Genomic DNA, 24,311 nt, shown 5'->3' with positions numbered 1-24,311 from the left:
TCTTATTTTATTCTACTATTACCGCTCTTGAATTTTCAAGTGGAAATTGTTTATTTCCTGGAAGGAAAGCAAAGATTTCACCTGCACTCCTGGCGCGCTAGCTCGCGGACTGGAAAGCTAAGCCTGATTCAGAGAAGCTAATATCTGGTTAAGCTTCTTAAGCAGTGTAAGCAGGCTTATATACTCTTCAGGTGTAGCGAGATTGAGTACACAGGCCAGGCTCTGCGGGACCTTAACCGCGCGCTGCTTGAGAGCTCGACCTTTGTCTGTAAGATTGATATCCACGACCCGTTCGTCTTCGGCCCGGCGCTGACGCTTGATAAAGCCCGCCGCCTCCAGGCGCTTCAAAAGCGGTGAAAGTGTTCCCGAATCCAGGCGCAGGACATTGCCGATATCCTTCACTGAGCGGTGATCCTGCTCCCAGAGGGCCAGCAGCACAAGATATTGAGGGTAGGTAATGCCGAGCTCGTTAAGCACAGGACGATACACATCGATAATGGCCCGCGAGGCTGTATAGAGTGCAAAGCATAGCTGGTTATCAAGTTTGAATGTTTCATCAAGATCGAGTTCATCCATGGCCGCGGAAATCTCCACCTCTGAAAAAGAAAGTGCAAACACGCAAATCTATTTTATTAGTATCAACTTTATAGCACACAATTGAATAAGAAGCAACATCTATCCCCGTAAGCTGGCCCGGGCTTGAGAAACGTCGTCGAGTAGGCTTGACAGATGGTAAGGTTTCGTGTTATAAAATCACTGAAAATTAAGTTGTGCAAAACTTAATGTTGTAAAATGAAAAAGAGGAAATGATGAGCACTATCAATTCTCAGACTATACATGGCAAAGTCAAAGTTGGCGATCAGGCCCCGGATTTCACCTTGTCCGATCAGCATGGAAACCAGATCAGCTTGAGCGATTTTCAGGACCAGAAGGCCGTCGTGCTCTACTTCTATCCCAAGGATGATACTCCCGGCTGTACCACCGAGGCCTGCACATTCCGCGATAGCTATGAGGCGTTTAAAGATGCCGGAGCCGAAGTTATCGGGGTAAGCTCGGATGATGCAGAATCTCATCGCCAGTTCTCCACGAAGTACCATTTACCCTTTGCCCTGCTCAGCGATGAGGGCGGCCAGCTTAGAAAGCTCTATGGCGTACCTACGACGTTGGGCCTGATCCCCGGCCGCGTTACCTACATTATCGATAAGCAGGGTGTTGTACGCCACATCTTCTCTGCGCTTTTCGCTGCCGAAAAGCATATCGAGGAGGCGCGTAAAGTAATTAAGGACCTGACCGACCAGGCGTAGCTTTTATGCCAATATTCTCCAGCCTGGCAACCTCTAGAAATCCCGGGCTGGAGATCCCCAGCTCCAACTTTATTTTCTATTGCCCCACAGTTTATCTTTTCCCCAGCTAAATTTTTAAGTAAAATAAATATAAAATCCTGCTTTTCAAAAACACTATATTTTGACATTTCTATTGACAAATGCTACAATACGGGCTGTTTTTGATAGCGTTTACGGCGATAGTGCAATGGATAGGTTTAGTTAGCGCAGAGCCCTGGCGACGAACATCTACAGGCTTAGGATTGGACATGAAGAAGCATACAGGACGTTTTTATATCTATCTTTCGATTGGCGCAGCTCTTGTCACGATGGCCGCCAAGTTTATTGGCTATTGGCTGACCGGCTCAGTGGGCCTTTTCTCAGATGCTGCCGAATCGGTAGTCAATCTTGTGGCGGCCCTGGTTGCTCTCTGGGCCCTGACGCTGGCTGCCCGTCCTGCCGATGAAGAGCATGCGTATGGGCACACAAAATCAGAATACTTCTCAAGTGGAGTTGAAGGAGCTCTCGTCCTGGTCGCTGCGCTCGTGATTATCGTAGAAGCTATCCCGCGCCTCTTCCATCCTCAACCTCTGGAACAAGTGGGCCTGGGCCTGGCTTTCTCGGTTGCCGGAGCGCTTATTAACGGCGTCCTGGCCTGGTTCATGCTGCGCGCGGGTAAGCGCCAGCGTTCCATTGCTCTGCAGGCCGATGCGCGTCATCTCTTCACTGACGTCTGGACCACGCTTGGTGTGCTGATCGGGGTGATATTGGTTACCCTGACCGGCTGGCTTGTGCTTGATCCGATTATTGCTCTGCTGGTTGCGCTCAACGTCATCTGGACCGGTATCCAGTTATTGCGTGAGACCGGTTTAGGGCTGCTTGATACGGCTCTGCCGGCCGAAGATTTGCAGCAGATACACAGCATTCTTGATAGCTATCGCCCGCAAGGGGTAACCTTCCATGCCTTGCGCACGCGGCGCGCGGGCTCACGTCGTTTTGTCTCCTTCCATGTGCTCGTCCCCGGCTCCTTGAGCGTGCAGCAGGGGCATGGGCTGTGCGAAGAGATTGAACTGGCCCTGCATCAAGCTTTGCCAGAAACCACAATCTTTACCCATCTGGAGCCGCGCGAAGATCCGGTCTCATTCGCCGATCAACAGCTGGATCGCGAGTCTAGCGAGGAGACTGATCCCGCGCTGCCTACGCCTCAAACTGAACAGGAGCGCCGTTCGCACGAAAAGTCAACGCGCTAAAAATTTAGCGTCCCTGCTTTCTCTATCACCTTTGCATAAATGAGCATCAAGAGCCACTAATAACAATATTGCCACTTGACTCGGCAAGTTTACTGGTTTATATTTTATTCTATAGGTTTTAACAAAACGTTTTACTAAAACCTATAAAGGAATTTGTGAAGTAGAGGATGTGCGCAATGTACGAATTGCTGGTATTGTCATTATTGATGCGCTGGCCTATCTATGCCTATCTTATCGCGACAATCGCTAACGATATTCTGGGGCCGTGGGAAAAGATAAGCCGGGGCACGCTTTCAGCGCTTTTGACAAGATTAGAAAAGGCGAAGCTTGTTGCGCCCGGGGATCCTGAGCAGGTTCCCTTTCCTTCGACGCGCCCTTCGCGTGTCTTTGTCATTACACCGGTGGGGCGCGAGCGCTTTTATCAGCTTATGATGGATACCAGCTCAAACCAGGGCACCTATCAGCGCATCTTTCGCATTAAGGCCCTGGGCCTGGAATTTCTCTCGCCGGAGGATCAGCTCTATCTCGTGGATCACTACATTCAGTATTGTCAGACGGGGGCCCGTTATCAGAGGGCTGAGGCTCAAAAAATGAGTACCCGGCCTGAGGAACGCGATTCCGTCAGCCCATTCTTCCTTAAAACGGCGCTTAGCTTAATGGGATTAGTGGCCCAGGAATGGCAGCTTGAATTAGAGTGGGCTCAGCACCTGCGTGAACAGGTGCTCTTACTCGGGTATCCTTCTGGCAAGCAGCAGACAGAACAGAAGCCTTCGAGCAGTAGATAGGGAATTTAAGCGTGTGGCTGGCTCTGGCGCAGGACAATCAATTGCCGGGCCTGGCTTTAGTATTGAGTGGTCAGAGAGAATGGCGCGCGAGCCTGGACAACTCTCGCCTTTCTCTCTGTGAGCGGAGAACCGCCTGTCGCTCATTGTATCACAGAGCAAGGGCGGTTCTCCCAACTGGCTATTCTGAGTGAATAGTTTTAGGAGGAAACTATGCCTAAAAAAGCCTCATACCTACCAAGCGGGCAGCGCTTCTTTAATTTCATCTTCAAAACGCTGGTACAGTTGGGACGCATACCAGGCGCCCATCTACTGAGGGCTCCTGGACGTAAGAGCGGCAAGATGTACATCACGCCGATATTCGTGCTCAAGCTGGATGGTCAGCGCTGGCTTGTTGCTGGCTTTAAAAATTCCGATTGGGTGAAGAATATTCGGGCCTCTGGCTGGGGCGAGCTAGTCCATGATCGCCAGGTAGAGCGCGTCAAGTTTATCGAAGAGACGTCAGCTGAGCGGGCTTCGCTACTGCGCGAGTTTGTGCGGCGCGCGCCAGGAGCCAACCGTGGATACACCATCAGCCCCAACGCGTCCCTTGAGGAATATGAGGCCATTGTGCCCGAGCATCCCATTTTTCGCATTCTGGAGGCTTAGCACGCCTCATACCTGTACTGGCACGGTTCAAAGGTGACGGGGCAGTATTCTGCCGAGCCGTCACCTGCGTCAGAGCTACAACTGTGAGCGAATCGCCCATAGATCGGGGAAGATGGGTCTGAGCGTTGTGGAAAGGTATCGGCTGCCAGTTGAGCCGCCAGTGCCGGGCTTCTGGCCGATGGTTCGTTCGACCATCTTCACATGGCGATAGCGCCATTCCTGCAGGCCCTCATCAATATCCAGGAGCCGCTCGCAGACATTGCGTACCTCGGCATTATAGCGATATGCCTCTATCAGCAGCGCCTGAAGCTGCTCGGAAGGCTTGAGCGACTCTTTCACATCGCGCTGGAGCTGTTCTTCGGGCAGCGTATAGCCGTTGAGGGTCAGGTAATGTAAGAAGGCATCCCACACCGCCGGCTGTTGATAACGCTCCTCAAGGCCTTTCTTGCTAGCCATCTCGTCGGGATAGTGATGCAAGATCGCCTCGCGCTTATAGCCCAGCACGAACTCGATCTCGCGAAACTGACTCGACTGAAAGCCGCTGGCTGAGCCCAGCAGCGAGCGAAATGCATTAAATTCCAGCGGAGTCATTGTCTCCAGCACATCGATCTGGGCCACAATCGTCTTTAAAATTTTGAGGATTCGAGAGCTTGTATGTAAGATGCGCGCCGTCTCATTGGTGTTCAGATGCTCTTTGAGCGCATCCAATTCATGCAGCAGGACCTTGAACCAGAGTTCATAGACCTGGTGCGTCACGATAAAGAGGAGCTCGTCATGTTCTGGACCGTGTAGACCTGCACTCCTGGGTGTTTGCAGGTCCAAGAGTTCGTTAAGGCGCAGATAGCTGGTATAAGTTAGTGCTTGAGACATAGTTCTTTTCCTCTCCTGAGAGTATCCGGGCTCACCATTGGGCTTTATAATCATACTACCAGCAAAATCTGCTACAATAAATGGGAATCCCACAGTGTTTTTACCAAAACGGCCACAGAATCAAGGATAAAAGACGACTATGACAGCAGAAACCGAAAAACTACTTGACGATACCGGATGGCAGCTTTTGCAAGCCATGCAGAGGAACGCGCGTCTCTCCTTCAGCGAGCTTGGCAAGCAAGTTGGCCTCTCGGCCTCGGCGGTCGCCGAGCGCATCCGGCGCATGGAGGATGCTGGCATCATTCGCGGCTACCGCGTCGAGATCGACCCTGCGCGGGTCGGGCTCCCGATTATGGCCTTTATCCACATCAACACGCCCTCCAATAAGCCTTATTCGTATTTTGCCGCCGCAGCCAAAGAGATCGCTGAGGTCCTTGAGTGTCATCAAATCACCGGCAGCGATAGCATGATAATGAAGGTCGCCGTCTCGTCGGTGAAGCATCTAGAGACGCTGATCAGCCGCCTCTCAGTCTATGGCAGGCCTACGACCTCCATTGTCCTTTCAACGCAAGTCGCACAAGGATTTATCACGCCTCAAAGTTTGTTAGATGCCCAGGCCGCCGAGCGCGAGGAAACGCAGAAATAGCAGCGCAACGGGCAGGCCTTTGGCTATCTAACACGAGCAAGCATAAGGCTGGCTATGTTCTACCCGCTTGCGCGTCGATTCTCAGCGCAACTTGATTTTTTGCTTACCGGATTAGAGCTGCTCGCTATCCAGCCAGATCGTGACGGGACCGTTATTGGTGAGCGAGACTTCCATGTGGGCGCCAAAGATGCCTTGCTCGACATGTACACCATAGGCCGTCAGGGCTTCTTTGAAGCGCACGACCAGCGGCTCGGCTAAAGCTGGAGGTGCGGCCTGAATAAAGCTGGGCCGCCGCCCCTTGCGAACATCTGCGTAGAGGGTAAATTGCGAGACCAGCAAGACCTGACCGCCACTATCAAGCAGCGAGCGGTTCATCTTGCCCTCTTCATCCTCAAAGACCCGCAGATAGACCAGCTTATCGACAAGGGTTTTTACCTGGGCCTCGCCATCCTCCTGGCCTATGCCGAGCAGGACCAGAAAGCCTGAACCGATCTCGCCGACCGTCTGCTCGTCAACGACGACGCTTGCGCGACTTACACGCTGTAATAATGCTCTCATTCCTTGCCTGCCTGCCCCTGTTCCGCTTGTTGTGTCTTAGTATTTTCCTTGCCTCTATCTGTCTGAAGCGCCACCGCGATGGCAATGGAGAACTGGGCAAGATCGGCGATGCTGACATCGAAGGCACTCAGGCCGAGCTGTTCGGCGCGCCACCTGGCTTTACCGTGCAGGCGCACCGAAGGGCGCCCGCTATAGAGCTGGACAATCTCCATCTCGCGCCAGTTGACGCCGCGCAGCCCGGTACCCAGGGCCTTGCTCATGGCCTCCTTGGCTGCGAAACGACCGGCCCAGCGCGCAGGCTTGCCGCGACATTGCAGGATCTCGCGCTCGGTAAAGATGCGGCGTAGAAAGCGCTCACCATGGCGCTCATAGGCTCGGCGTATGCGCTCCACCTCGATAATATCCACACCCACAGCCACATTTACCCCTTGCGGTGGAGACAGGGGAGCTGGCAGACCAGCCGCTCCAGCCGGACCAAAGAGCCAATCGGGAATTTCAACGCCGGGCGCACGCACCAGGGGCGTAAAGAGGAGTGGCTGGTCTTGATCCATCTCTAGTTTTCCTCTCCGGGCAGTTGTAGGACGCTTGTTGTATCTTCTGGTGGCAGGACCGAGGGTGCCGGCCCGCTACCGCGTCCGATACCGCGATAGATGAAACCATAGCGGTTCATCTCGGTCACCTCGTACATATTGCGGCCATCGATTAAGACAGGGCGTCGCATCGCGTTGCGCACCTGTAACATATTGAGCGATTTAAACTCGTTCCAGGCCGTGACGGCGATCAAGGCGTCCGCGCCCTGCGCTACCTCATAGGCATTCTCGCAGAAGATCACAGCATCCATATTCACGCCCGCCCGTTCCAGCGCCTCGCGTCCTGTATGCATGGCGACCGGATCGTATGTACGCACAGTTGCTCCCTGCGAAGTTACCCAGCGAATAATATCGATTGAGGGCGATTCGCGCATATCGTCGGTGTTTGGCTTGAAGGCCAGTCCCAGCACACCAATCACGCAGCCGCGCAGCGAACCGAGAATGTTGGTCAATTTGGTGACCACGAGACTGCGCTGGTCCTGATTAATCTCCATGACCGCGTGCAGCATCTGGGGATGCAGGCCGGCTTCTTCGGCCATATGCGCCAGGGCGCGCACGTCCTTGGGAAAGCAACTGCCTCCGTATCCGAGACCGGCATCAAGGAACTGGTGCCCGATACGCTTGTCGTAGCCCATGCCTGCCGCAACCTCTTTCACATCGGCGCCCAGGCGCTCGCAGATCTGGGCGATCTCGTTGATAAAAGAGATTTTGGTGGCCAGGAAAGCATTCGAGGCGTACTTAATCATTTCGGCTGTGTAGAGATCCGTGATCACGATGCGCGCGCGCAGCGGCAGATAGAGCCGGGCTACCTTGTGCGCGGCCTCGGCTTCAGACGAGCCCAGCACTACACGATCAGGACACTGGAAATCAAGTATAGCTGAGCCCTCACGCAAGAATTCGGGGTTAGAGACCACCGAAAACGTCACATTGGACCGCTTGAGATTATTGCGAATGACGCGCGAAACAACATCACCGCTCCCTACAGGAACTGTGCTCTTATTAATGACTATCGCATAGTGGTCAAGCTCTTCGGCAATCATGCGCGCCGCCATCTCGACGTAGCGCATGTCGGCTCCCCCTGCATGGTTCCGGTGGGAGTATTGACCGCGATAAAGACGAACTCGCTGTTATCAAGGCCCTCTTTATAGCTGGTCGTGAAGCGCAAGCGCCCGGCATTGACGTTACGCTCGACCAGTTCTTCGAGCCCGGGCTCATAAATAGGGAGAATGCCCTTTTTCAGGCTTTCGATTTTCTCTGGTACTATATCAACACATGTGACCTGATTGCCCATATCGGCAAGACAGGTACCGGTCACCAGACCTACATAGCCAGTACCGATCACACATATAACTGACACAACGCTTTACCTCTCTTTAAATCAGAAACAGGGCTAGAGATACGCAGGCAGCAAAGAGCTCCTCTGCATCCTATACTATTAAGGAATTACCCCTCAACGATGATAAATGGATTTTCAGCTTTCTCTTCGGCTATTGTCGTCGGCTCTCCGTGGCCCGCAAAGACAGCAAGATCATCTTCGAGGATATAGAGCTTCTCGCCGATCGATTCGATGATTTGCTCATAATCGCCACCCGGCAGATCGGTGCGGCCAATGCCGCGATGGAAGAGGGTATCACCGCTAAAGACGCAGTACGGGCGGCTTATCAGGCAGATGCCGCCTGGCGTATGGCCGGGTGTATGTATAACCTCAAGGGTGAGCGTGCCAAAGGAGATGGTATCGCCTTCCTTTAATAAAATATCGGGCTTTCTTTTGACTAGCGGAGGTTGTCGTCCACACATAGCGGCTGCCCTCGCGTCGCTATAGAGGGGAACATCGGCCGGGTGGATCGCCAGTGGAACGGGATATACCTCACTTATGGCATCGATGGCACAAATGTGATCAAAGTGTCCATGGGTATTGATAATATATTTGGGGATGAGCTTTAAGTCTTTGATTGTATGAATAATACGCTCTGCCTCATCGCCCGGGTCGATAATCACGGCCTCACGTGTCTGAGGACAGGCATAAAGATAGCAGTTCTCCTGAAGCATTCCTACAGTTATGCAGGCCACTATCGGCTGCTGCTCTTGCTGATGTTGCTGCTCGGACATCCTCTTTCCTCCTTCTCGCCCTGGAGCCATTAACATTGCCACACATTATAACATAGTCGGCGCATAGCTTCTTGTGGCTGACAAGAGCGTAAGATATCACTATGCTACGGCAGTACGAGCCCTACAAATTTTATATGGCAAAAGGCTACAGATTATGATAGACTAGCGTAGTTCGCTACTTTCTGGCCACCCCTACAGAATTGAGTTGTGCCTGCATTAGAGATAACGAGCTATCCCATTCGCGGCTATCCAACAGGTAATTTTGGCTATTCTCTCTCCGGGTATCTGCGTCGCAAAAAGAATAGTCAGCTAAAAATAGCATAAGTTTTTCTTTCTTATAGTAAGGTCAGGATTAGCGCGGTGAGCATAACCTGGCTCTATCAATTTCTTAAACTTTGTTAATAATTGTGGACGGAAGCGGAATGTGTAGTGTAGAATGGGTATGATGAGCAATATGCATTATTGTTCTGTGCACGGAAACACGAGCGCGCCCGGCAGAGGCGAACGCCAACCCAGGAGAAATTGAGGAGAACATGCCAATGGATCGTTCGGAACGGAAAACATATCGCAGGAGTCCTGGACGTCAGTATGGGTATGAGTATGATCCACTTCATAGTCGTGGTGAACACACTTCTGTACCGAGCAGACAATTGTCTGGAGAATTGAAGAGTAGATCCGGTACCCTCCTTTCGCAGCGGCCCGATCCCCGGCGTACGCGACAGCTCCTGAGGCAGAATATTATCGCCAGTAAAGCGCGCCTGGGCGATGAAGAGCTGGAGCAGGAAGACTTACCAGTGACGACGGGGCATCTGCGCCCGGTGCCTGATTATGATGAGTCCGAGTATGAAACTCCCTATCAGCGGCGCCACGTTACGCGTAGCCCGCAAAATGGTCGTCACGTTTCACGGCAACAGGTGCCCTCTACGCAGGAACTGATGGAGGCCGGCGAAGCACGCGATACTCTCAAGGATTACGAGCAGCTACACCCGCACGAGGATTATGCTGAGGTGTATCCTGAGGAGCCCCGCGAATACGTCGAGCGCCCGCCGCTCAGGTCGGCGCCTTTGCCATCTGCACCTCCCGCCCCACGGGCGCGGGCCAGCGTGCCGCTACAATCTCCGCCCGAACGGCCGAGTAGACGCCTCCCGCCTGCCTTGCCCCCTGAGGATTATGCCGAGGAAGACGATTACGACTATGACGAGGAGGATGAGGAGGAGGAGCCAATCAGTCGACCGCGCCGGAGAAAGAAGCGCAAGAAGCTTTCGCGGCGCGCTTTACTCGTCGGGGCGGGAGCCGTGGCCGTTGGCGGAGCAGGAGTGGCCGCCTACGAGCTGGTTCCTAAGATTCCTCAAGCCATCAGCGACGCAGGTACGAACCTTGAGCATCAACTTCAGGAAGCCTTTAATAAAGGCGTGGCTCAGGGCGCGGACCAGGTGCGCAAAGAGTTTGTCACAACCCTGGAAAATCTTGAGGGCTTTACGCTGGAAGGCGCCGTGACGGCAGCTCGCCTTACGCGCGTGGCCTATGATGTTTTTGTCTCGCCGGTTATCCAAACTGGCGCAACTATCACTGGCGATTTTCTTGAGGTTATGCTCAAAGCGCTACAAGTCGGGCGTGACTGGCTGGGTCGGGTCTATCAGGATAACGCGACGCTGGCTGCTCTGCAGAAGGTTCTTGAGAGTTGGGTCGGCGATGTCAAGAATATGCCTAAGCAGCTCAACGCGATTACTCAGGCCGACCTTGATGGCGCTCAGGCTTACCTGCGTGCGCTCCAGCGCAAGCTTGACGAGGAAAAAGCTCAATTGAATGGCCAGAAGGCTACGCCGAGCGCACAGTCAAATCCTGCATCCAAAGCACAGCCAACACCTAAGTCTAAATAATAAGCGTTATCGCATGCTTCGAGATAGCGATAGCTTGAGAGAGGGCAAGCTGTAACACCATGATAAGGGGTCAGAGGCAAACCCTACAGAAAGGCTTGCCTCTGTATACGGCTTTATGCGTCAGCGGGCTTAGTGACCTCTTCGTCACTTTTTTGTTCTGGGCTTTCTTCCTTCGCCTCGCTATCCTCACCAGTCTCGGAAACTGGCTCTTTTTTCTCCTCGGCTGTCGGGCTTTCTTGGGCCTCAGCCTGCCGTGTTGAGGCGGCTTCTTCTTGCCCTACGCCCGGCTCTTCGTCGGCTTGCTGGCCATCGAGTTCTGTTGCCTCTGCTTCCACAGAAGGCCGGGGTTTTTGTGGAATGCCATAGGTTGCCGCAACCTCACCCACGGGAACGGGGCGCGAGTAGCGCATGCGTAGCACCCAGTACGTCAAGGGAAGGAGCACAATGAATACCACTATTGAGGTCCATTGAGCCTGCTTCAAGCCCCAATCCAAGCCCAGGAATGTGACTACAACGTTTGCGCGCACAAAGAAAATCACGAACTGGGTAATCGTATAGGCGAAAAGGTAAAACAGCATAAGGATACCGGGCCGCCTTACGCGACGTGCCAGGTAGAGCATAATGCAGAGCACGACGATATTTGTAAGCAGCTCATAGGCTGCAGCCGGCTGCACGGGCACGCGGCAGGTCTCGGGATTGAGGCAGGCCCAGCTATTGGGGTTGAGGTAGACCGTGGACCAGGGCAGCGTGCTGGGATAGCCAATAATGTCGCCGTTAATGATATTGCCAATGCGCCCGAAGATCTGGCCGGCCGCCGCAAAGAGCACACCTGCATCGATAAGCACTAGCGGATTGATGCGCTCAACCCGCGCGCGCCAGATGAGGGTGGCGATAACCAGGAAGATGGCTCCGTAAAAAGCCATTCCTCCTTCCCAGGTGGCAATAATATGCCAGGGTTGGGCCAGATAATACGAGAAGAAGTTGTCCTGTTGAACAACAAAGTAGAGGCGACCCCCAATCAAGCCAGCCGCGATACACCACCAGAGGATACGGTAGACCATATCCTGGTTGATCCCTTTGCGCTCTGTATATTTGCGGATCGTCCATAAGCCTATAACGATCCCCACCACATACATCAAGCCGTACCAACGCAAGGCCAGAGGCCCCAGGTGGACAATCACTGGATCGATATTGAGGTAGATATAAGCCAGGGGAAAACTTCCCATAAATTACTCCACAACTACGCACAAATGCGCCTTTAATTTTCTACCATCTATGATAGTATGCATTGCTCTGCTATGCAAGAGGGAGCAAAATGCTAGCCGTGAAGCATTTTATGCTCTGGTAGGCTTAGCAACCACTCTCGCCGCAGGAAATAAGAAGGTTCTTCCGCTACTTCTATCTACGTTAGCACTGCTGGTTTGTGTTGCAGAACCTTCTTACATCCATACATTGATAGAGGAGAGCACCGCTAGCGTTTATGGGCTTGTAACCTGGCCTGATACCTACGTTGGCAAAGATTAATCGGCCATTTCGCCTGCTATATCTTCGCCCGCCTCTTGGGACACAAACTCTTCATGTACCTCGATAGGCCGGAATGGCCACGTTTTCTCGAAATATGCCCAGATCACATAGGCTATAACGCCAAGCAAGGTCCAGCCGATGGCCCACCGGATCGCTACGGTTCCCGAGGAGAGAAAGACATAGATCCAGCCAAGCAGGGCAATGATACTAAAGATTGGATAGAGCCATTGCTTGTAGGGGCGCTGCAAATTCGGCTGCTTGAAGCGCAGAATGGTCAGGGCTGCGACCTGGCCGATAAACTGCACAAGCACGGAGGCAGCGATCAGAATGCTGATGATCTGCGAGAGATCGAAGAAGCAGGCAATGGCGGTGACCACGCCCATGGCCAGCAGGGCAATATGCGGGAAGTTGAAGCGCTCATGCAGCCTGCCAAAGGGCTTAAAGAAGAGGCCATCGCGCGAGGCATTATAGGGTAAGCGTGAGCCCCCCAGCAGGCCTGTGTAGACCGAAGCGAAGGCAGTCCAGACGATGAGCAGAGTAACAATGATCGCGGCAAGCTGACCCCAGCTGCGCTCTACCACAAGCGAGCCAATCGCCGTGGCGTTTAAGGCTTCCTTCCAGGGAATTACTCCGATAGAAACGACGTTTAGGACCAGATAAATCAAGGCTACGGCTGCAACCGAGAGCAGGATCGAGAAGGGAATAGTCTTTCCAGGGCTCCGTACTTCGTCGCCAAGATAAGAGGTGGTAAAGTAGCCAAGATAATCGTAAACCGCGACGACCAGGCCCGCGCCCAGCCCGGCAAAAAACTTGGGTCCCAGGGTGAAAGCGTCGGGGGAAAACTAAAGGCCAGCGCCGGGTTGAAGTGCGTCAAGCCGGCCACAATCACAAAGAGGACTGTGATAATCATACCGGCCCAGAGAAATTTAGTGATGGTGGCAATACTTTCAATGCGTCGATATAAGAGCGCTACGGTGAGGATGGTAAAGCCAACGGCAATCAGCTTGGTCACCAATGGGGTCATGCTGGGCCAGAAAAAGCCAAGATACTGCGCGATACCGATCATGCCTGTCGACATCGTGAGGGGCGTTACCAGCATCGTGGTCCAGATAAATAGAAAGGGCATAAGGCGCCCACTCCAGTACTGGTAAGCCTCGCGCAGATAGACATAGCTCCCTCCCGAGCTCGGCATCGCCGCGCCAAGCTCCGCCCAGACCTGCCCATCTGCGATGGCCAGCACAGCACCCAGGACCCAGCCCAACATGGCCTGAGGACCGCCCATGGCCGCTAGCATCAAAGGAATGGTGATAAAGGGCCCGATGCCCACCATCTGCGACATATTAATTGCTGTCGCCGGGAAAAGCCCGATCGCTCTTACAAAACCTGGCCGCTTGTTCTGGACCTGACCTTCTGCTGCTCTCTCGGGATCGCTCATGCACTTTTCCTCTCTTACTAAAGCTACGCTTATTTATGGAGGAGCGCGATCTCAACTTCTGGTTGAGATCCCTTTGTGGGCTCAGCTTAGAACTGAGCGAATGAAGAAATAAACGACCTTACCAGATTTTCCAGGAAAAAATATTTCACAAGCTGCATGCTTAAGTATAAGTATACAATAGATATCAGGAATTGGCATAATTTCTCTTTCCTTGACGGGATTGTTCTCAAATGATACGATAGGTTATATTATCGTTTGAAGAGAGCCAGGAAGCCATCCTTCTAGAGAAGGCTCCAAATGAGTCATCCTGAGATATTTCTATCTGAAGAAAAGAGAAGGGGTTCAGGTTGATGAAATTGAGAAGTTCCTGGTCAAGCAAGGAGATTCTGAATATGAAAATTGCGATCATTGGTTCAGGCCATATTGGCGGAACATTGGGAACATTATGGGCGGGAAAAGGCCATCAAGTGATGTTTGGTTCACGTGACCCACAAAGCGATAAAATACGAACCCTGCTCCTAACAGCAGGAGAAAATGCGCAGGCGGGGTCTGTCCAGGAAGCCATCGTCTTTGGAGAGGTGATTCTCCTGGCTGTTCCAGATACCGAAATCGAACGTGTCCTTGAAGAAGTCGGCGATCTCCACCACAAGGTTCTCATCAACAGCACAAACCTGAGGGATGGTAGATCGGCGGGTACGGAAGTCCTCCGGCTCGCAAAGAATGCTCGTGTGGTCAGGGCTTTCAACACGGTAGCCTGGGAAGTCATCGCCAGGCCTCAGTATGGTCCAACAAACGCTACGCTATTTCTCAACGGCGACGATTCCGACGCGAAGAAAATCGTCGCTCAGTTGGGTCATGACATCGGCTTTGATCCAGTGGATGCAGGTGACTCGGCTAATATTCCGAACGTGGAAAAAGCATTGGGGATACTCTGGCGTATTCTTGCGCCTCAATTTGGACGTGAAGTTACGTTGCGGGTATTGAGACGAGAGTAAAATTGAGCGCAAGTGGCCAGGTTTGGATGAAGCTTTGTATGTCCCCTGCCTTTGCGCGTTCGCGCCCTGCGCCCTTTAGAAGAGAAAGGGGCGCAGCGAGCAAAGATGCCAGATGTCCTGAGAAGCCAGTTCAGCAGAAAAATCTTCTGCTGGCGGTACTTCTCTTGCGGAGGATAAGCCAGTAGGCCTATGCCTGCTTGCCTAATGCTTGAAACATATGACAGTTGTAGGCCACGGCTGGAGCCAGATCGGAGAGCCTGATGTGCTCATTGGGGGAGTGGGCGCCGCTACCCCAATAGGTGGGATTGCCTGGAACGCTCAGCCCCGGCACACCTACATATTTTTTCAAGCCCTCTAGTAGGGGCAGAGAGCCACCACCGAGCGGTGTAACCGCCGCCGGCTTTCCCGTAAAAGCTTCAGCAATATCCTTGATTTTTTTCACAAAAGGCTCTTCAACTGCCGTCACCACAGGCTCGGCGCTGACAAAGGTAGTCAGGTGAATATCTGTGTAGCCGTGGGCATCCAGGTGCGCGCGCATTTTTTGCAGAATGTCCCGGGGGTCCTGATCGGGCACCAGGCGAAAATCAATCTTGGCGCTAGCTCTGGCCGGCAAGATTGTTTTAGAGCCCTCGCCGGTATAGCCACTCACCAGGCCAGCAATATTGCACGTGGGAGTAAAAGCTGCTCGCTTGCGCAAAGCGATGCCGCTCAAGCCATCCACAAACTGCTCGATCTGGAAGGTCTGCTTGAGCTTGTCCTCAAGATCGACCTGCGTGGCAAGGGCGGCCAGTTGCGCTTCTGTAGGCGCCTTGACATCCTCATAGAAGCCAGGAATAAGCACATGGCCCTCCGGCGAGCGCAGGCTTGCCAGGGCCTGGACCAATCTCCACGCGGCGCTTGGCAGAATAGTGGCGTTGCCCGAATGTGCGTCCACGCCAGTTCCCTGTACATCAAGCTGCACATAGAGGATGCCCTTAGCGCCAAGGCCCAGAGCCGGGCGTCCGTCATCTTCGAGGTGCGCCCCTTCCCACAGGCAGCCATCGGCCCGCAAGAGCTCGGAATATTTCTCGGCAATCGCCGAAAAATGTGGGCTGCCTACCTCTTCTTCGCCCTCGATGACCCAGCGCAGAGTAATTGGCAGCTCGCCCTCAACTGCTAACAGCGCGCGAATAGCCGCCAGGCGCGTGGCAATCTCACCCTTGTTATCGCTGATGCCGCGCGCATACAGCTTGCCGTCGCGCTCGGTTGGCTCAAAAGGCGGTGAGAGCCATAAATCCAGCGGCTCTGCCGGCTGGACATCGTAGTGGTTGTAAAGCAAGATGGTGTATGGGCTGCGCCCGCGCAATTCGCCATAAATGGCGGCCGGCGCTCCTTCTACACAGAGGCGCTGCGTGCTAAATCCTGTCTCGCGCAACAGTTCCTCCATCAGCGTTCCCATCTCGGCTGTGCCGAAATTTTGCGCCGTGACGCTGGGCTGACGGCAGAGACGTTCAAGCAGGACGCGGGCAACATTAGCGTGCTCTTCAAGATAGGCATCAAGGGTACCAGGCATAATAGACCTTTCTATGCTCCACGAGGAGCTACGGCTGTGTATTGCCCCTCGTGGCTGCCAACTATACGATAAACGCTCTCGCTTAAGGGTTAATGCACGCGTTGGAGAAATTCCGCTATAGTGCGAATTCCCTTGTAGAATTGGGCTAGCGAATACTTCTCGTTGGGCGCATGGAGATTGTCATCGGGCAAACCAAAGCCCATAAACACCAGGGGAGCTTGCAAGATTTGATCAAAGAGTGAGGCGATGGGAATGGAGCCGCCACCGCGTACAAAGACCGGCTTCCGGCCATAGCTCTGCTGTAAGGCCTCGATCGCGGCCTGGATCACTGGCGCTTCGGTCGAAACCAGCAGGCCGTCGCCGCTATGAAGCTGGGTGACGCTCACTTTTACGTCCTTTGGAGCCACCTGCTTAACTGCCTGCTCAAAAAGTGGATAGACCTCGCTGGCTTTTAATTCGGGCGGCAGGCGCAAACTGATTTTGGCCTTAGCGCGGGCTGGAATGACTGTCTTGGCGCCTTCAGCAACGAATCCGCCAACGATACCGTGTACTTCCAGGGTTGGACGCGCTGTGGCGCGCTGCAGCGGTGGGTATTCTGGCTCGCCTGAGAGCTGGCTCACGCCCATCTCCTGCTTAAAAGCCTCGTTTAAATGCAGGGGATCTTGCTGCCAGAATTTCTGTTCAGTCTCTGTGGGCTGGCGCATCTTGTCATAAAGACCTGGCACGTGAATATGTCCGTCCTCGTCCTTTAATTTGCTGATGATGATGGCCAGAGCGTGCAGAGGATTGGGCGCTACACCACCATAGGTGCCCGAATGCAGGTCACCTTTGGCGCCAATTACCTCAACCTCTGTATAGACCATGCCACGCATCCCGATCACCAGGGCCGGGATCTCGCTGCTGGGCATGTGAGTGTCACAAATAAGAATGGCATCGCAGCGCAGGCGCTCGGGATATGTCTTAACGTAGTGTTCGATTGAGGCGCCGCCGGCCTCCTCTTCGCCCTCGATAAGCACCTTAATATTGACGGGTAGTTCGCCCTGAGTTTTCATCAAAGCTTCAAGCGCCTTAAAGATCATCATCGTCTGGCCCTTGTCGTCACAGGCCCCACGACAATGGATATTGCCAGCGCGCACGGTTGGCTCAAAGGGAGGCGATTGCCATAAATCTACAGGATCTACAGGTTGTACATCATAATGTCCGTAACAAAGGATAGTAGGTTTATCAGCGGCCTTTAGCCACTCTCCATAGACGAGAGGATGACCCTGCGTCTTGATCACCTCGACGTTCTCCAGGTCGCCTTGTTTTAACTGCTCAGCTGCGTACTCGGCAGCTCGCTGCACATCCTTGGCATGTTCAGGCAACGTGCTGATACTGGGAATACGCAGCCAGCCTTTCAAATCCTCCAGAAAGCGTTCTTCGTTCTGGGTTATATACGTCTCTAACTGGCTCATAAAAAAAGACCTTTCTGCTTTAGGCGAGCAAGATATATTTTCATAGTAGCAGGCAGGGAAGATGTTTGTCCAGGGGAGCAGCATATGCGATGGCCGCATATGCTGGCTTCTCTAATTGTTGGCTCCTTACGCGCTTTGGCAAGATGGAGCGTGGCGGGGAGATACGTCGCTATTCGTTTCCATCATCGTCATAGGGACCCGAGCCGCCATTTCCTGCATCATCATCCGATCCGTCATCCTGACGTATGCTATACATGTCTGCTTGCCAGAAGGGCAATCCGGATACAAAAGGAGCCTTTACCACAGCTTTGGGGGAATAGACACGTTGATCCTCTGTGGTTCTCGCTAACCAGGCAACTTTTACTACTTCAGTAATCGTTTGCACCAACAACACACTCATGTTTCTTTTTGCTCCTTACGATAACCTGCTGTAATTTGCGCTACCTCAGTAGTACGCAAAGTCAGGCTGACGACCGGTCATGCGTATCTATAATACTTATTCTTTTTGTCGTCAGCTTCTTCGGTAGCGTCCTAATTATCTCTTTGCTAAAGAAAACGGATCTCAGAAGATTTTTATGTTAGATATGCCAGGAATATTTATAGAGCAGCGAAAGCCGCTGCAAAGCTGCTTCAATTGCTGCGCAAATGGGGAAAACTGCTTTAAAGATGCTCTCAACATCCGGCCCTATCTGTGTTATAATGGCTCCCGAACACTCGTTCTTATTTTCGTGGACCTTTCAGGGAGGGGATATTGTCATGCCAATACGCCAACTTGCGCCTGATGTCGCTGCCAAAATCGCCGCAGGCGAAGTGGTTGAGCGCCCTGCATCGGTGGTCAAAGAGCTTATCGAGAATAGCATTGATGCGGGGGCGAGCCAGATTCGCGTTGATCTTATGCATGGTGGTTTGCAGCTTATTCGCATTACCGATAATGGCTGCGGGATTGTCGCCGCCGAACTTCCCCTGGCCCTGGAGAGGCATGCCACCAGCAAGGTGGAGCGCATCGACGATCTGGAGCATATTCGCTCGCTTGGCTTTCGCGGCGAAGCTCTGGCCAGTATTGCGGCTGTGGCGGATGTGACCTTGCTCAGTCGGGGCCGAGGCGCCGAGCAAGGAGCTCAGATTAGTGCCAGCAGCGGACAGATCTTGCCAGTGACGCCGGCGGCCTCGCCCGAAGGCACAACCCTCACGGTCCGTAACCTTTTCAGTGCTGTGCCTGCGCGCCTCAAGTTTCTCAAGAGCCGCAATACTGAGGTGAGCCATTGCCATCATCTACTTGAGCAGTATGCCCTGGCCTATCCCGAGATTCGCTTCAGCGTCTTCAGCGATGGGCGCCAGATCTTTGCTACCAAAGGCGATGGCGCGCTCTCAAGCGTGCTGGTCGAGGTCTACGGTCTGCAGGTTGCCGAACAGATGGTGCCAGTCCATAGCCCCGAGCAGGAGGATGCCGAAAGGCCGGTGATCAGCGGCTATACCAGCCGTCCCACCTGTTATAAAAGCACGCGGCAGCATATTTCTTTCTTCGTCAATCGGCGCTGGGTGATGAGCCGGATGCTTACCGCAGCCGTGGAAGGTGCCTATCATTCGCTCTTATTAACCGGGCGACACCCGATTTCTGTGATTAACGTGCAGATTGATCCGACCTTCCTTGATGTCAATGTCCACCCGGCCAAGACCGAGATTCGCTTCCTGAAGGAGCGCCGCGTCTTTGCGGCAATTTTGCGCGCGGTGCGTGAGGCGCTGTTAGAGCAGCCGCAGATGCCACAATGGCAGGCACGTAAAGAGACTACCGACGAAATCACCTCAGAGCCAGACAAGACCGAAGATCTGGCCGGGGAAGAGGAATTGTCGGCGGCTTTTGCCGAGAGCAGCCAGACGGCGGATCAAGAGGGCAGCCAGGAGAAAGCTTCTATTCCAAGCGATAGCCCCTGGATTACTTTTGCCGAAGAGGAATCGGGAACCAGGCCTCCTATGCTCTCGCGCCTGTGGCAAAGCCATGTTCGTGGCTCCGTCACGGATCAGGAGAGCCAATCTACTAAGCCCACTGAGCGTGCCGAGGCTCCTCTTGCTCGCCTGCAGACCAGACAGTCGCAGGAAAGCCAGCCAAAGGGACCGCTGCCGTCTCCGGTCCCCGAGAGCCGTCCCCAACCGACCCAACTACCAGAAATGAGCGGCGTCGAGACGCGCGTAGAGCCCGCGCCGGCCTGGCCCCTCAGTCGTGGTGAGGCGCGCGGTGCTCCTATCCCTGAGCAGGAGCTACAGATAAGTCAGGAAAGCCTGGGAGTTGGCGAAAGCATAGATCCGCAGCAGAAGCGCCGCCTGCCTCGACTGCGCGTCATTGGCCAGCTCTCTCAGAGCTATATCGTCACTGAGGGCGAGGATGGAATGTACCTGATAGATCAGCACGCTGCCCATGAGCGTATCCTTCTGGAGCGCATGGTAGCCTCTCTAAAGGCCCGTACGCCACTTTCCCAGCTCCTCTTGACTCCCATCCAATTAAAGCTTGCTCCCGGCGAACTTGAGGCCATTGAGGAGCATCAGGCTCAGCTAGAGCATATTGGCTTTAGTCTAGAGCGCGAAGCCGATAGTACCATCGAGGTGCGCGCGGTTCCGAGCGTACTGGTCAAGCAAATGAATGCCCGCTCTGTTCATGAGCTGCTTGTCGATCTGACAGCCGAGGAGAATCTTGGCCATACGGAGACCTGGGAAGAACGCGCGCTGGCTAATGTGGCCTGTAAGGCGGCGATCAAGGCCAACTACTTTTTGACTTCAAGCGAGATGCGCGAGATGCTTGAGCAACTTGAGCAGACGCGTGCTCCCTATAGTTGTTGTCATGGCCGGCCGACCATGGTCCACTTTGGTCTGTCAGCGCTAGAGCGCGAGTTTGGGAGGCGCTAATCACATGCTTGCCGATGTGCTTACTTCGGCGGCGAGTTGGGATAGCGAGCGCCCTTTGCTTACCTACCTCGTTCCGCTAGAGCTTGAGACGACAGTTCGCATAGGCCAGCTTGTTGCCATACCGTATGGCGAGCGCCTGGTCGAGGGCATTCTCTGGGTGCTGCATGCCGAGGATCAAGATGAGCTGCTGGCCGAACTTGGCGCTGAAGTCACTTTGCGTCCCCTGCACGCCATCCTTGATCCCGAGCCAGCGCTCTTGCCCCATCAGCTTGCGCTTTCCCAGTGGATCTCAGCTTACTATGTGACCCCTCTGGCCCAGGTGGCACAGATGATGCTGCCCCCCGGCCTGATGCAGCGCTCGCAATTTGTCTTGCGCCTCTCAGAAACCTATGAGCCAGGCCAGGATTTGCAAGAGAGCTCATTGCATTTGCGCGCTCTCCTGGGGCTCTTACATGAGGAAGGTGAGGTAGATGATGCGCGCCTGAAAAAGCTGCTTGGTCCTGCCCGCGCTAAGGCTATCTTGCAGGAGATCAAGCACAGCAACCTGATTGCACGCGATCCACGGCTCTATGCGCCAAAGGCCAGGGCGCGCACAAAGCGCCTCGTGCGTCTGTGTGCTGACGAGGAGCGCCTGGCGGCCTGGAAGCGGCACCAGGAGGAGATCTTGCAGCCGGTTGAGCTGGAGCCGGCCTATGTTGTGGCGGCGCTGACGCCTTTGCCAGCCGCCGTCCGTAGCGCCGCGCGCCGCGCGCCTAACCCCTGGGAAGCGACGGCGACGATGCTGGAGAAAGAGGATAAGGCCGTAGTGCAGGCGCGCCGTCAACTGGCCGCCGTCGAATTGCTCCAGCAGGGTGCGACGCCCTGGACGCAGGGTGCGCTGAGCAAGGCCACCGGCTTGACCTCAGCCCAGCTGCAAAATATGCTGCGCGAGCAGATCGTGAAAATTGAGACTGAGGAGCTGCGGCGTGATCCCTTGCGCGGACGCTCCATTCCAGCCAGCGCACCTCTGCCGCTCACCGCCGATCAAGCGCGGGCCGTGCAGGCCATTCTCGCTGCGGATAAGACCCCTATTCTGCTGCACGGCGTGACCGGTAGCGGCAAAACCGAGGTATATTTGCAGGCTCTGGCTGCCTTGATCGCCAAGGGCAAGCGCGGCATTATCCTGGTTCCTGAGATCGCCCTTACTACGCAGGCCGTGCAGCGCGTCGCCGGCCGCTTTCCTGAGCGCGTAGCCATTATCCATAGCGATCTTAGCATTGGCGAGCGCTACGATGAGTGGCGACGCATTCGCGCTGGCGAGGTGGATATCGTGATTGGCTCGCGTTCAGCACTTTTTGCGCCGCTGCCCGATCTTGGCCTTATCATCATCGACGAAGAGCACGAGCCGGCCTATAAGCAGGGCGAGCTCCGGCCAACGTACCATGCCCGCGAATGTGCTCTTATCCTGGGCCAGTTGTTAGATATCCCCGTTGTGCTGGGCAGCGCCACGCCGGCGGTTGAGACCTTCTATCGCGCGCGCCAGGGCGAGTTTCGCCTGGTTGAGCTGCCCGGGCGTATCGGCTCTGCTCTGCCTCCCGTCGAAGTTATCGATCTGCGCAACGAGCTGCATGCCGGCAATACCAGCATTCTCAGCCGGCGCTTGCAGGAAGAGCTTGAGCGCGTCCTGGCTCAGGGTCAGCAGGCCATTCTCTTCCTGAATCGGCGCGGTGCGGCCAGCTGCGTGCTGTGTCGCGACTGCGGCTTTGTCGCCGTCTGTGATGCCTGCGACCTGCCCCTTACCTATCACGCCACCGAGCGCATCTTGCTCTGCCACTACTGCGGCAAGCGCAGCAAAGTCCTGCATTTCTGCCCCAGTTGCCACAGTTCGAGCATTCGCTACTTTGGCCTGGGCACCGAGAAGGTTCAGGAGACGATCCAGCGCCTCTTTCCGCAAGCGCGCCTCTTGCGCTGGGATCGCGATACCGCGCGCCATCGCAGTGCCCATGAGCAGCTCCTTGAGCGCTTTGCCAATCGCGAGGCAGATATTCTGATTGGCACCCAGATGATTGCCAAAGGCCTTGACCTGCCGGGCGTGACCCTCGTTGGCGTGGTCTCGGCCGATATCGCCCTGAATCTGCCAGATTATAGCGCCGCCGAGCGCGCCTTTACCCTGCTCACTCAGGTTGCTGGCCGCGCCGGCCGGGGCTCGCAGGCGGGACACGTGATTATCCAGACCTTTAACCCGCAACACTTCTGTATCGAGCTGGCTTCTCGCCACGATTACCATGCCTTCTATGCCACCGAGATTGAAGCTCGCCAGCGCTATGGCTATCCGCCCTTTCGCCGCTTTGTTAAATTTACTTATAGCCACGAGCAGCGCCACCGCTGTCAGAACGAGGCTCTGCTACTGAGCGAGCGTCTCACCGAATGGATTGCGCGGCTGGGGCTGCGCGAGACAAGCCTGGTTGGGCCTGCCCCGGCCTTTATGGAACGTATGAGAGGCAAGTATCGCTGGCAGATCATTCTACGCGGCCCCGATCTGCATCAACTACTGCGCGTCATCGATGCCCCGGGCTGGGAGATCGATATTGATCCAATCAGCACTATGTGAGCTCCCACACCTGGCGCTCAGGAACACTCCTCGCCCTCGCAGGCTGCTTCGCTCTCCGCATGCTCTTCCAGCTCAAAGCCCATATCTTCGATCATGCGCCAGGTTTCCTGATAATTCTGGCCGGGCTCAGTCAAATAGCCCGAAACAAAGACCGAATTGGCAGCGTAGAACGCTAAGGGCTGCAGGGAACGTAAGTAGATCTCGCGGGCTGCCGAGAGGCGCACTTCCTGGCGCGGATTGAGCAGGCGGATCAGGCACAGGATGCGCAAACAATCGTAGGGACTCAAATCACGCTTAATACCCTCAAAGGGCGTCCCTTTAATCGCAAATAAGAAGTTTACAGGGATGGACTGGGGCTCCAGCTCGCGTAAAGCCAGCGCAATATCAATAATATCCTCCTGGCTTTCTCCTTGCCCGAAGATGGCTCCTGAGCACAGCTTCAAGCCCGCACTGCGCGCGCCCATAAGCGTTTCGAGGCGATCCTGGTAGGTATGCGTTGTGCAGATCTGGGGATAGTAGTGCTCGCTGGTATTCAGGTTGTGGTTATATTGCTCAACGCCGGCCTCATAGAGCGCGCGAGCTTTCTCCTCGGAGATCAGGCCCATGCTACAGCAGCAGGCAATGTCAACTTCCGCACGTATTTTACGCACCGCTCGGGCCACAAATTCGATCTCGCGCCTGGTTGCTCCCCGCGTGCTGATTACGATGCAGTAGCGCCGGCACCTGGCCTCCTTAGCAGCGCGCGCGCCTGCCAGGAGCCGCTCCATGCTGACCATTGGGTAGCGCTCGATCTCGGCTGTCGAGATCCGCGATTGTGAGCAATAGTGACAATCCTCGGGACATAAGCCACTTTTGGCATTGATAAGCATATGTAAGTGCACGCGCCGCCCGCAGAAATGTTCCCTCACGCGAAAGGTAGCGCTCAGCAGATCCAACATGCGTGAATCTGAACTGTCGAGCACGCTTTGACACTCCTCGCGCGTCAAAGCCGCGCCAGCAAGCGCTTTGTCTGCCAACCCTTGAAAATATGTGCTATCGTTCACAACAAATGCCTTTCATGATCTATCTCACGGAAGCGTTTTTACGCTATAGCTTTATAACTCTTTGTTTGCTTATATTGCGCTTAAATTTTAGGGCAAAGCCTCTCTAGCTGGTGCTTCTTGCCGCTGGTTAAGCACGGCTTAAGAACTAGCTCGTAGTGTTTCTTC

Annotated in this window: 19 protein-coding genes and 2 pseudogenes; 9 read left to right on the top strand and 12 right to left on the bottom strand. The window is 54.5% G+C overall.

What is annotated here, in order from left to right; genetic code table 11:
• Positions 1–117: 117 nt before the first annotated feature.
• Entirely contained in the window at positions 118–576 is a 459-nt protein-coding gene (locus EPA93_RS29245; RefSeq protein ID WP_129890910.1) for a MarR family winged helix-turn-helix transcriptional regulator, read from the bottom strand.
• A 230-nt stretch (positions 577–806) separates the two neighbouring features.
• On the opposite strand from EPA93_RS29245, the gene EPA93_RS29240 reads away from it, so the two are divergent.
• From EPA93_RS29240 to EPA93_RS29225, 4 genes are all read left to right on the top strand, one after another.
• Complete coding sequence (locus EPA93_RS29240) at positions 807–1,304, top strand: peroxiredoxin (RefSeq protein WP_207229239.1); 498 nt, start codon at positions 807–809, stop codon at positions 1,302–1,304.
• Positions 1,305–1,591: 287 nt separating this feature from the next.
• Positions 1,592–2,572 carry a cation diffusion facilitator family transporter gene (locus EPA93_RS29235; RefSeq protein ID WP_129890909.1) on the top strand — a complete coding sequence of 327 codons (981 nt, stop codon included), beginning with the start codon at positions 1,592–1,594 and terminating at the stop codon, positions 2,570–2,572.
• A 176-nt stretch (positions 2,573–2,748) separates the two neighbouring features.
• Positions 2,749–3,357, top strand: coding sequence for a PadR family transcriptional regulator (locus tag EPA93_RS29230; RefSeq protein WP_165423469.1), 609 nt, complete (start codon positions 2,749–2,751; stop codon positions 3,355–3,357).
• Positions 3,358–3,567: 210 nt separating this feature from the next.
• Entirely contained in the window at positions 3,568–4,002 is a 435-nt protein-coding gene (locus EPA93_RS29225; RefSeq protein ID WP_129890907.1) for a nitroreductase/quinone reductase family protein, read from the top strand.
• 75 nt (positions 4,003–4,077) lie between these two features.
• Here the strand turns inward: EPA93_RS29225 and EPA93_RS29220 are convergent, their stop codons facing one another.
• Positions 4,078–4,926 carry a tryptophan 2,3-dioxygenase gene (locus tag EPA93_RS29220; RefSeq protein WP_277988675.1) on the bottom strand — a complete coding sequence of 283 codons (849 nt, stop codon included), beginning with the start codon at positions 4,924–4,926 and terminating at the stop codon, positions 4,078–4,080.
• An 85-nt stretch (positions 4,927–5,011) separates the two neighbouring features.
• Here EPA93_RS29220 and EPA93_RS29215 point away from each other — a divergent pair, with 85 nt between their 5' ends.
• The gene (locus EPA93_RS29215) at positions 5,012–5,518 is read left to right on the top strand and encodes an Lrp/AsnC family transcriptional regulator (RefSeq protein ID WP_129890905.1); all 507 of its coding nucleotides are present in this window, start codon (positions 5,012–5,014) and stop codon (positions 5,516–5,518) included.
• A 111-nt stretch (positions 5,519–5,629) separates the two neighbouring features.
• Here EPA93_RS29215 and dtd read toward each other — a convergent pair whose 3' ends face one another.
• From dtd to EPA93_RS29195, 4 genes and pseudogenes are all read right to left on the bottom strand, one after another.
• A complete protein-coding gene (dtd, locus tag EPA93_RS29210) occupies positions 5,630–6,076 on the bottom strand; it encodes a D-aminoacyl-tRNA deacylase (RefSeq protein WP_129890904.1) in 447 nt (148 codons plus the stop codon).
• Positions 6,073–6,627: a holo-ACP synthase gene (gene acpS / locus EPA93_RS29205; protein ID WP_129890903.1), complete on the bottom strand. Its 555-nt coding sequence runs from the start codon at positions 6,625–6,627 to the stop codon at positions 6,073–6,075. Before acpS ends, dtd begins: the two co-directional genes overlap by 4 nt.
• Positions 6,628–6,629: 2 nt before the next feature.
• Positions 6,630–8,023 (bottom strand): annotated as a pseudogene (locus EPA93_RS29200) (UDP-glucose dehydrogenase family protein).
• Positions 8,024–8,109: 86 nt separating this feature from the next.
• A complete protein-coding gene (locus tag EPA93_RS29195) occupies positions 8,110–8,775 on the bottom strand; it encodes an MBL fold metallo-hydrolase (RefSeq protein ID WP_129890902.1) in 666 nt (221 codons plus the stop codon).
• Positions 8,776–9,314: 539 nt separating this feature from the next.
• Between EPA93_RS29195 and EPA93_RS29190 the strand changes: the two genes are divergently transcribed.
• Positions 9,315–10,655: a hypothetical protein gene (locus tag EPA93_RS29190; protein ID WP_129890901.1), complete on the top strand. Its 1,341-nt coding sequence runs from the start codon at positions 9,315–9,317 to the stop codon at positions 10,653–10,655.
• A 113-nt stretch (positions 10,656–10,768) separates the two neighbouring features.
• Here the strand turns inward: EPA93_RS29190 and lgt are convergent, their stop codons facing one another.
• Complete coding sequence (gene lgt, locus EPA93_RS29185; RefSeq protein ID WP_129890900.1) at positions 10,769–11,881, bottom strand: prolipoprotein diacylglyceryl transferase; 1,113 nt, start codon at positions 11,879–11,881, stop codon at positions 10,769–10,771.
• Between the two features lie 294 nt (positions 11,882–12,175).
• Positions 12,176–13,509, bottom strand: a pseudogene (locus EPA93_RS49975) (APC family permease).
• A 497-nt stretch (positions 13,510–14,006) separates the two neighbouring features.
• Between EPA93_RS49975 and EPA93_RS29175 the strand changes: the two are divergent.
• Positions 14,007–14,609, top strand: coding sequence for an NADPH-dependent F420 reductase (locus EPA93_RS29175; protein ID WP_129890899.1), 603 nt, complete (start codon positions 14,007–14,009; stop codon positions 14,607–14,609).
• Positions 14,610–14,796: 187 nt separating this feature from the next.
• On the opposite strand, the gene EPA93_RS29170 is transcribed toward EPA93_RS29175, so the two are convergent.
• From EPA93_RS29170 to EPA93_RS29160, 3 genes are all read right to left on the bottom strand, one after another.
• Positions 14,797–16,161, bottom strand: coding sequence for a M20/M25/M40 family metallo-hydrolase (locus tag EPA93_RS29170; protein ID WP_129890898.1), 1,365 nt, complete (start codon positions 16,159–16,161; stop codon positions 14,797–14,799).
• An 89-nt stretch (positions 16,162–16,250) separates the two neighbouring features.
• Positions 16,251–17,615 (bottom strand): dipeptidase, encoded by a 1,365-nt coding sequence (locus tag EPA93_RS29165; protein WP_129890897.1) that lies wholly within the window; start codon positions 17,613–17,615, stop codon positions 16,251–16,253.
• Between the two features lie 169 nt (positions 17,616–17,784).
• Positions 17,785–18,015, bottom strand: a complete 231-nt coding sequence (locus EPA93_RS29160) for a hypothetical protein (protein ID WP_129890896.1) — start codon at positions 18,013–18,015, stop codon at positions 17,785–17,787.
• A 356-nt stretch (positions 18,016–18,371) separates the two neighbouring features.
• Here EPA93_RS29160 and mutL point away from each other — a divergent pair, with 356 nt between their 5' ends.
• Positions 18,372–20,513 carry a DNA mismatch repair endonuclease MutL gene (gene mutL, locus EPA93_RS29155; RefSeq protein WP_165423468.1) on the top strand — a complete coding sequence of 714 codons (2,142 nt, stop codon included), beginning with the start codon at positions 18,372–18,374 and terminating at the stop codon, positions 20,511–20,513.
• Positions 20,514–20,517: 4 nt separating this feature from the next.
• The gene (priA, locus tag EPA93_RS29150; RefSeq protein ID WP_129890894.1) at positions 20,518–23,103 is read left to right on the top strand and encodes a primosomal protein N'; all 2,586 of its coding nucleotides are present in this window, start codon (positions 20,518–20,520) and stop codon (positions 23,101–23,103) included.
• A gap of 17 nt (positions 23,104–23,120) precedes the next feature.
• Here priA and bioB read toward each other — a convergent pair whose 3' ends face one another.
• Entirely contained in the window at positions 23,121–24,146 is a 1,026-nt protein-coding gene (bioB, locus tag EPA93_RS29145) for a biotin synthase BioB (protein ID WP_207229235.1), read from the bottom strand.
• Positions 24,147–24,311 lie beyond the last annotated feature (165 nt).

The organism is Ktedonosporobacter rubrisoli, assembly GCF_004208415.1.
GTDB classification, from domain to species: domain Bacteria; phylum Chloroflexota; class Ktedonobacteria; order Ktedonobacterales; family Ktedonobacteraceae; genus Ktedonosporobacter; species Ktedonosporobacter rubrisoli.
The sequence above is the reverse complement of the archived record's forward strand: the minus strand, read 5'-3'. Positions and strand labels throughout refer to the sequence as shown.

Coding starts and splice junctions, on each gene's coding strand:
- EPA93_RS29215 (WP_129890905.1), top strand. CDS start 5,012: ATGACAGCAGAAACCGAAAAACTACTTGACGATACCGGATGGCAGCTT.
- EPA93_RS29175 (WP_129890899.1), top strand. CDS start 14,007: ATGAAAATTGCGATCATTGGTTCAGGCCATATTGGCGGAACATTGGGA.
- EPA93_RS29160 (WP_129890896.1), bottom strand. CDS start 18,015: ATGAGTGTGTTGTTGGTGCAAACGATTACTGAAGTAGTAAAAGTTGCC.
- EPA93_RS29245 (WP_129890910.1), bottom strand. CDS start 576: ATGGATGAACTCGATCTTGATGAAACATTCAAACTTGATAACCAGCTA.
- EPA93_RS29165 (WP_129890897.1), bottom strand. CDS start 17,615: ATGAGCCAGTTAGAGACGTATATAACCCAGAACGAAGAACGCTTTCTG.
- lgt (WP_129890900.1), bottom strand. CDS start 11,881: ATGGGAAGTTTTCCCCTGGCTTATATCTACCTCAATATCGATCCAGTG.
- EPA93_RS29220 (WP_277988675.1), bottom strand. CDS start 4,926: ATGATTATAAAGCCCAATGGTGAGCCCGGATACTCTCAGGAGAGGAAA.
- mutL (WP_165423468.1), top strand. CDS start 18,372: ATGCCAATACGCCAACTTGCGCCTGATGTCGCTGCCAAAATCGCCGCA.
- dtd (WP_129890904.1), bottom strand. CDS start 6,076: ATGAGAGCATTATTACAGCGTGTAAGTCGCGCAAGCGTCGTCGTTGAC.
- EPA93_RS29195 (WP_129890902.1), bottom strand. CDS start 8,775: ATGTCCGAGCAGCAACATCAGCAAGAGCAGCAGCCGATAGTGGCCTGC.
- acpS (WP_129890903.1), bottom strand. CDS start 6,627: ATGGATCAAGACCAGCCACTCCTCTTTACGCCCCTGGTGCGTGCGCCC.
- EPA93_RS29240 (WP_207229239.1), top strand. CDS start 807: ATGATGAGCACTATCAATTCTCAGACTATACATGGCAAAGTCAAAGTT.
- EPA93_RS29235 (WP_129890909.1), top strand. CDS start 1,592: ATGAAGAAGCATACAGGACGTTTTTATATCTATCTTTCGATTGGCGCA.
- EPA93_RS29225 (WP_129890907.1), top strand. CDS start 3,568: ATGCCTAAAAAAGCCTCATACCTACCAAGCGGGCAGCGCTTCTTTAAT.
- EPA93_RS29190 (WP_129890901.1), top strand. CDS start 9,315: ATGGATCGTTCGGAACGGAAAACATATCGCAGGAGTCCTGGACGTCAG.
- priA (WP_129890894.1), top strand. CDS start 20,518: ATGCTTGCCGATGTGCTTACTTCGGCGGCGAGTTGGGATAGCGAGCGC.
- EPA93_RS29170 (WP_129890898.1), bottom strand. CDS start 16,161: ATGCCTGGTACCCTTGATGCCTATCTTGAAGAGCACGCTAATGTTGCC.
- EPA93_RS29230 (WP_165423469.1), top strand. CDS start 2,749: ATGTACGAATTGCTGGTATTGTCATTATTGATGCGCTGGCCTATCTAT.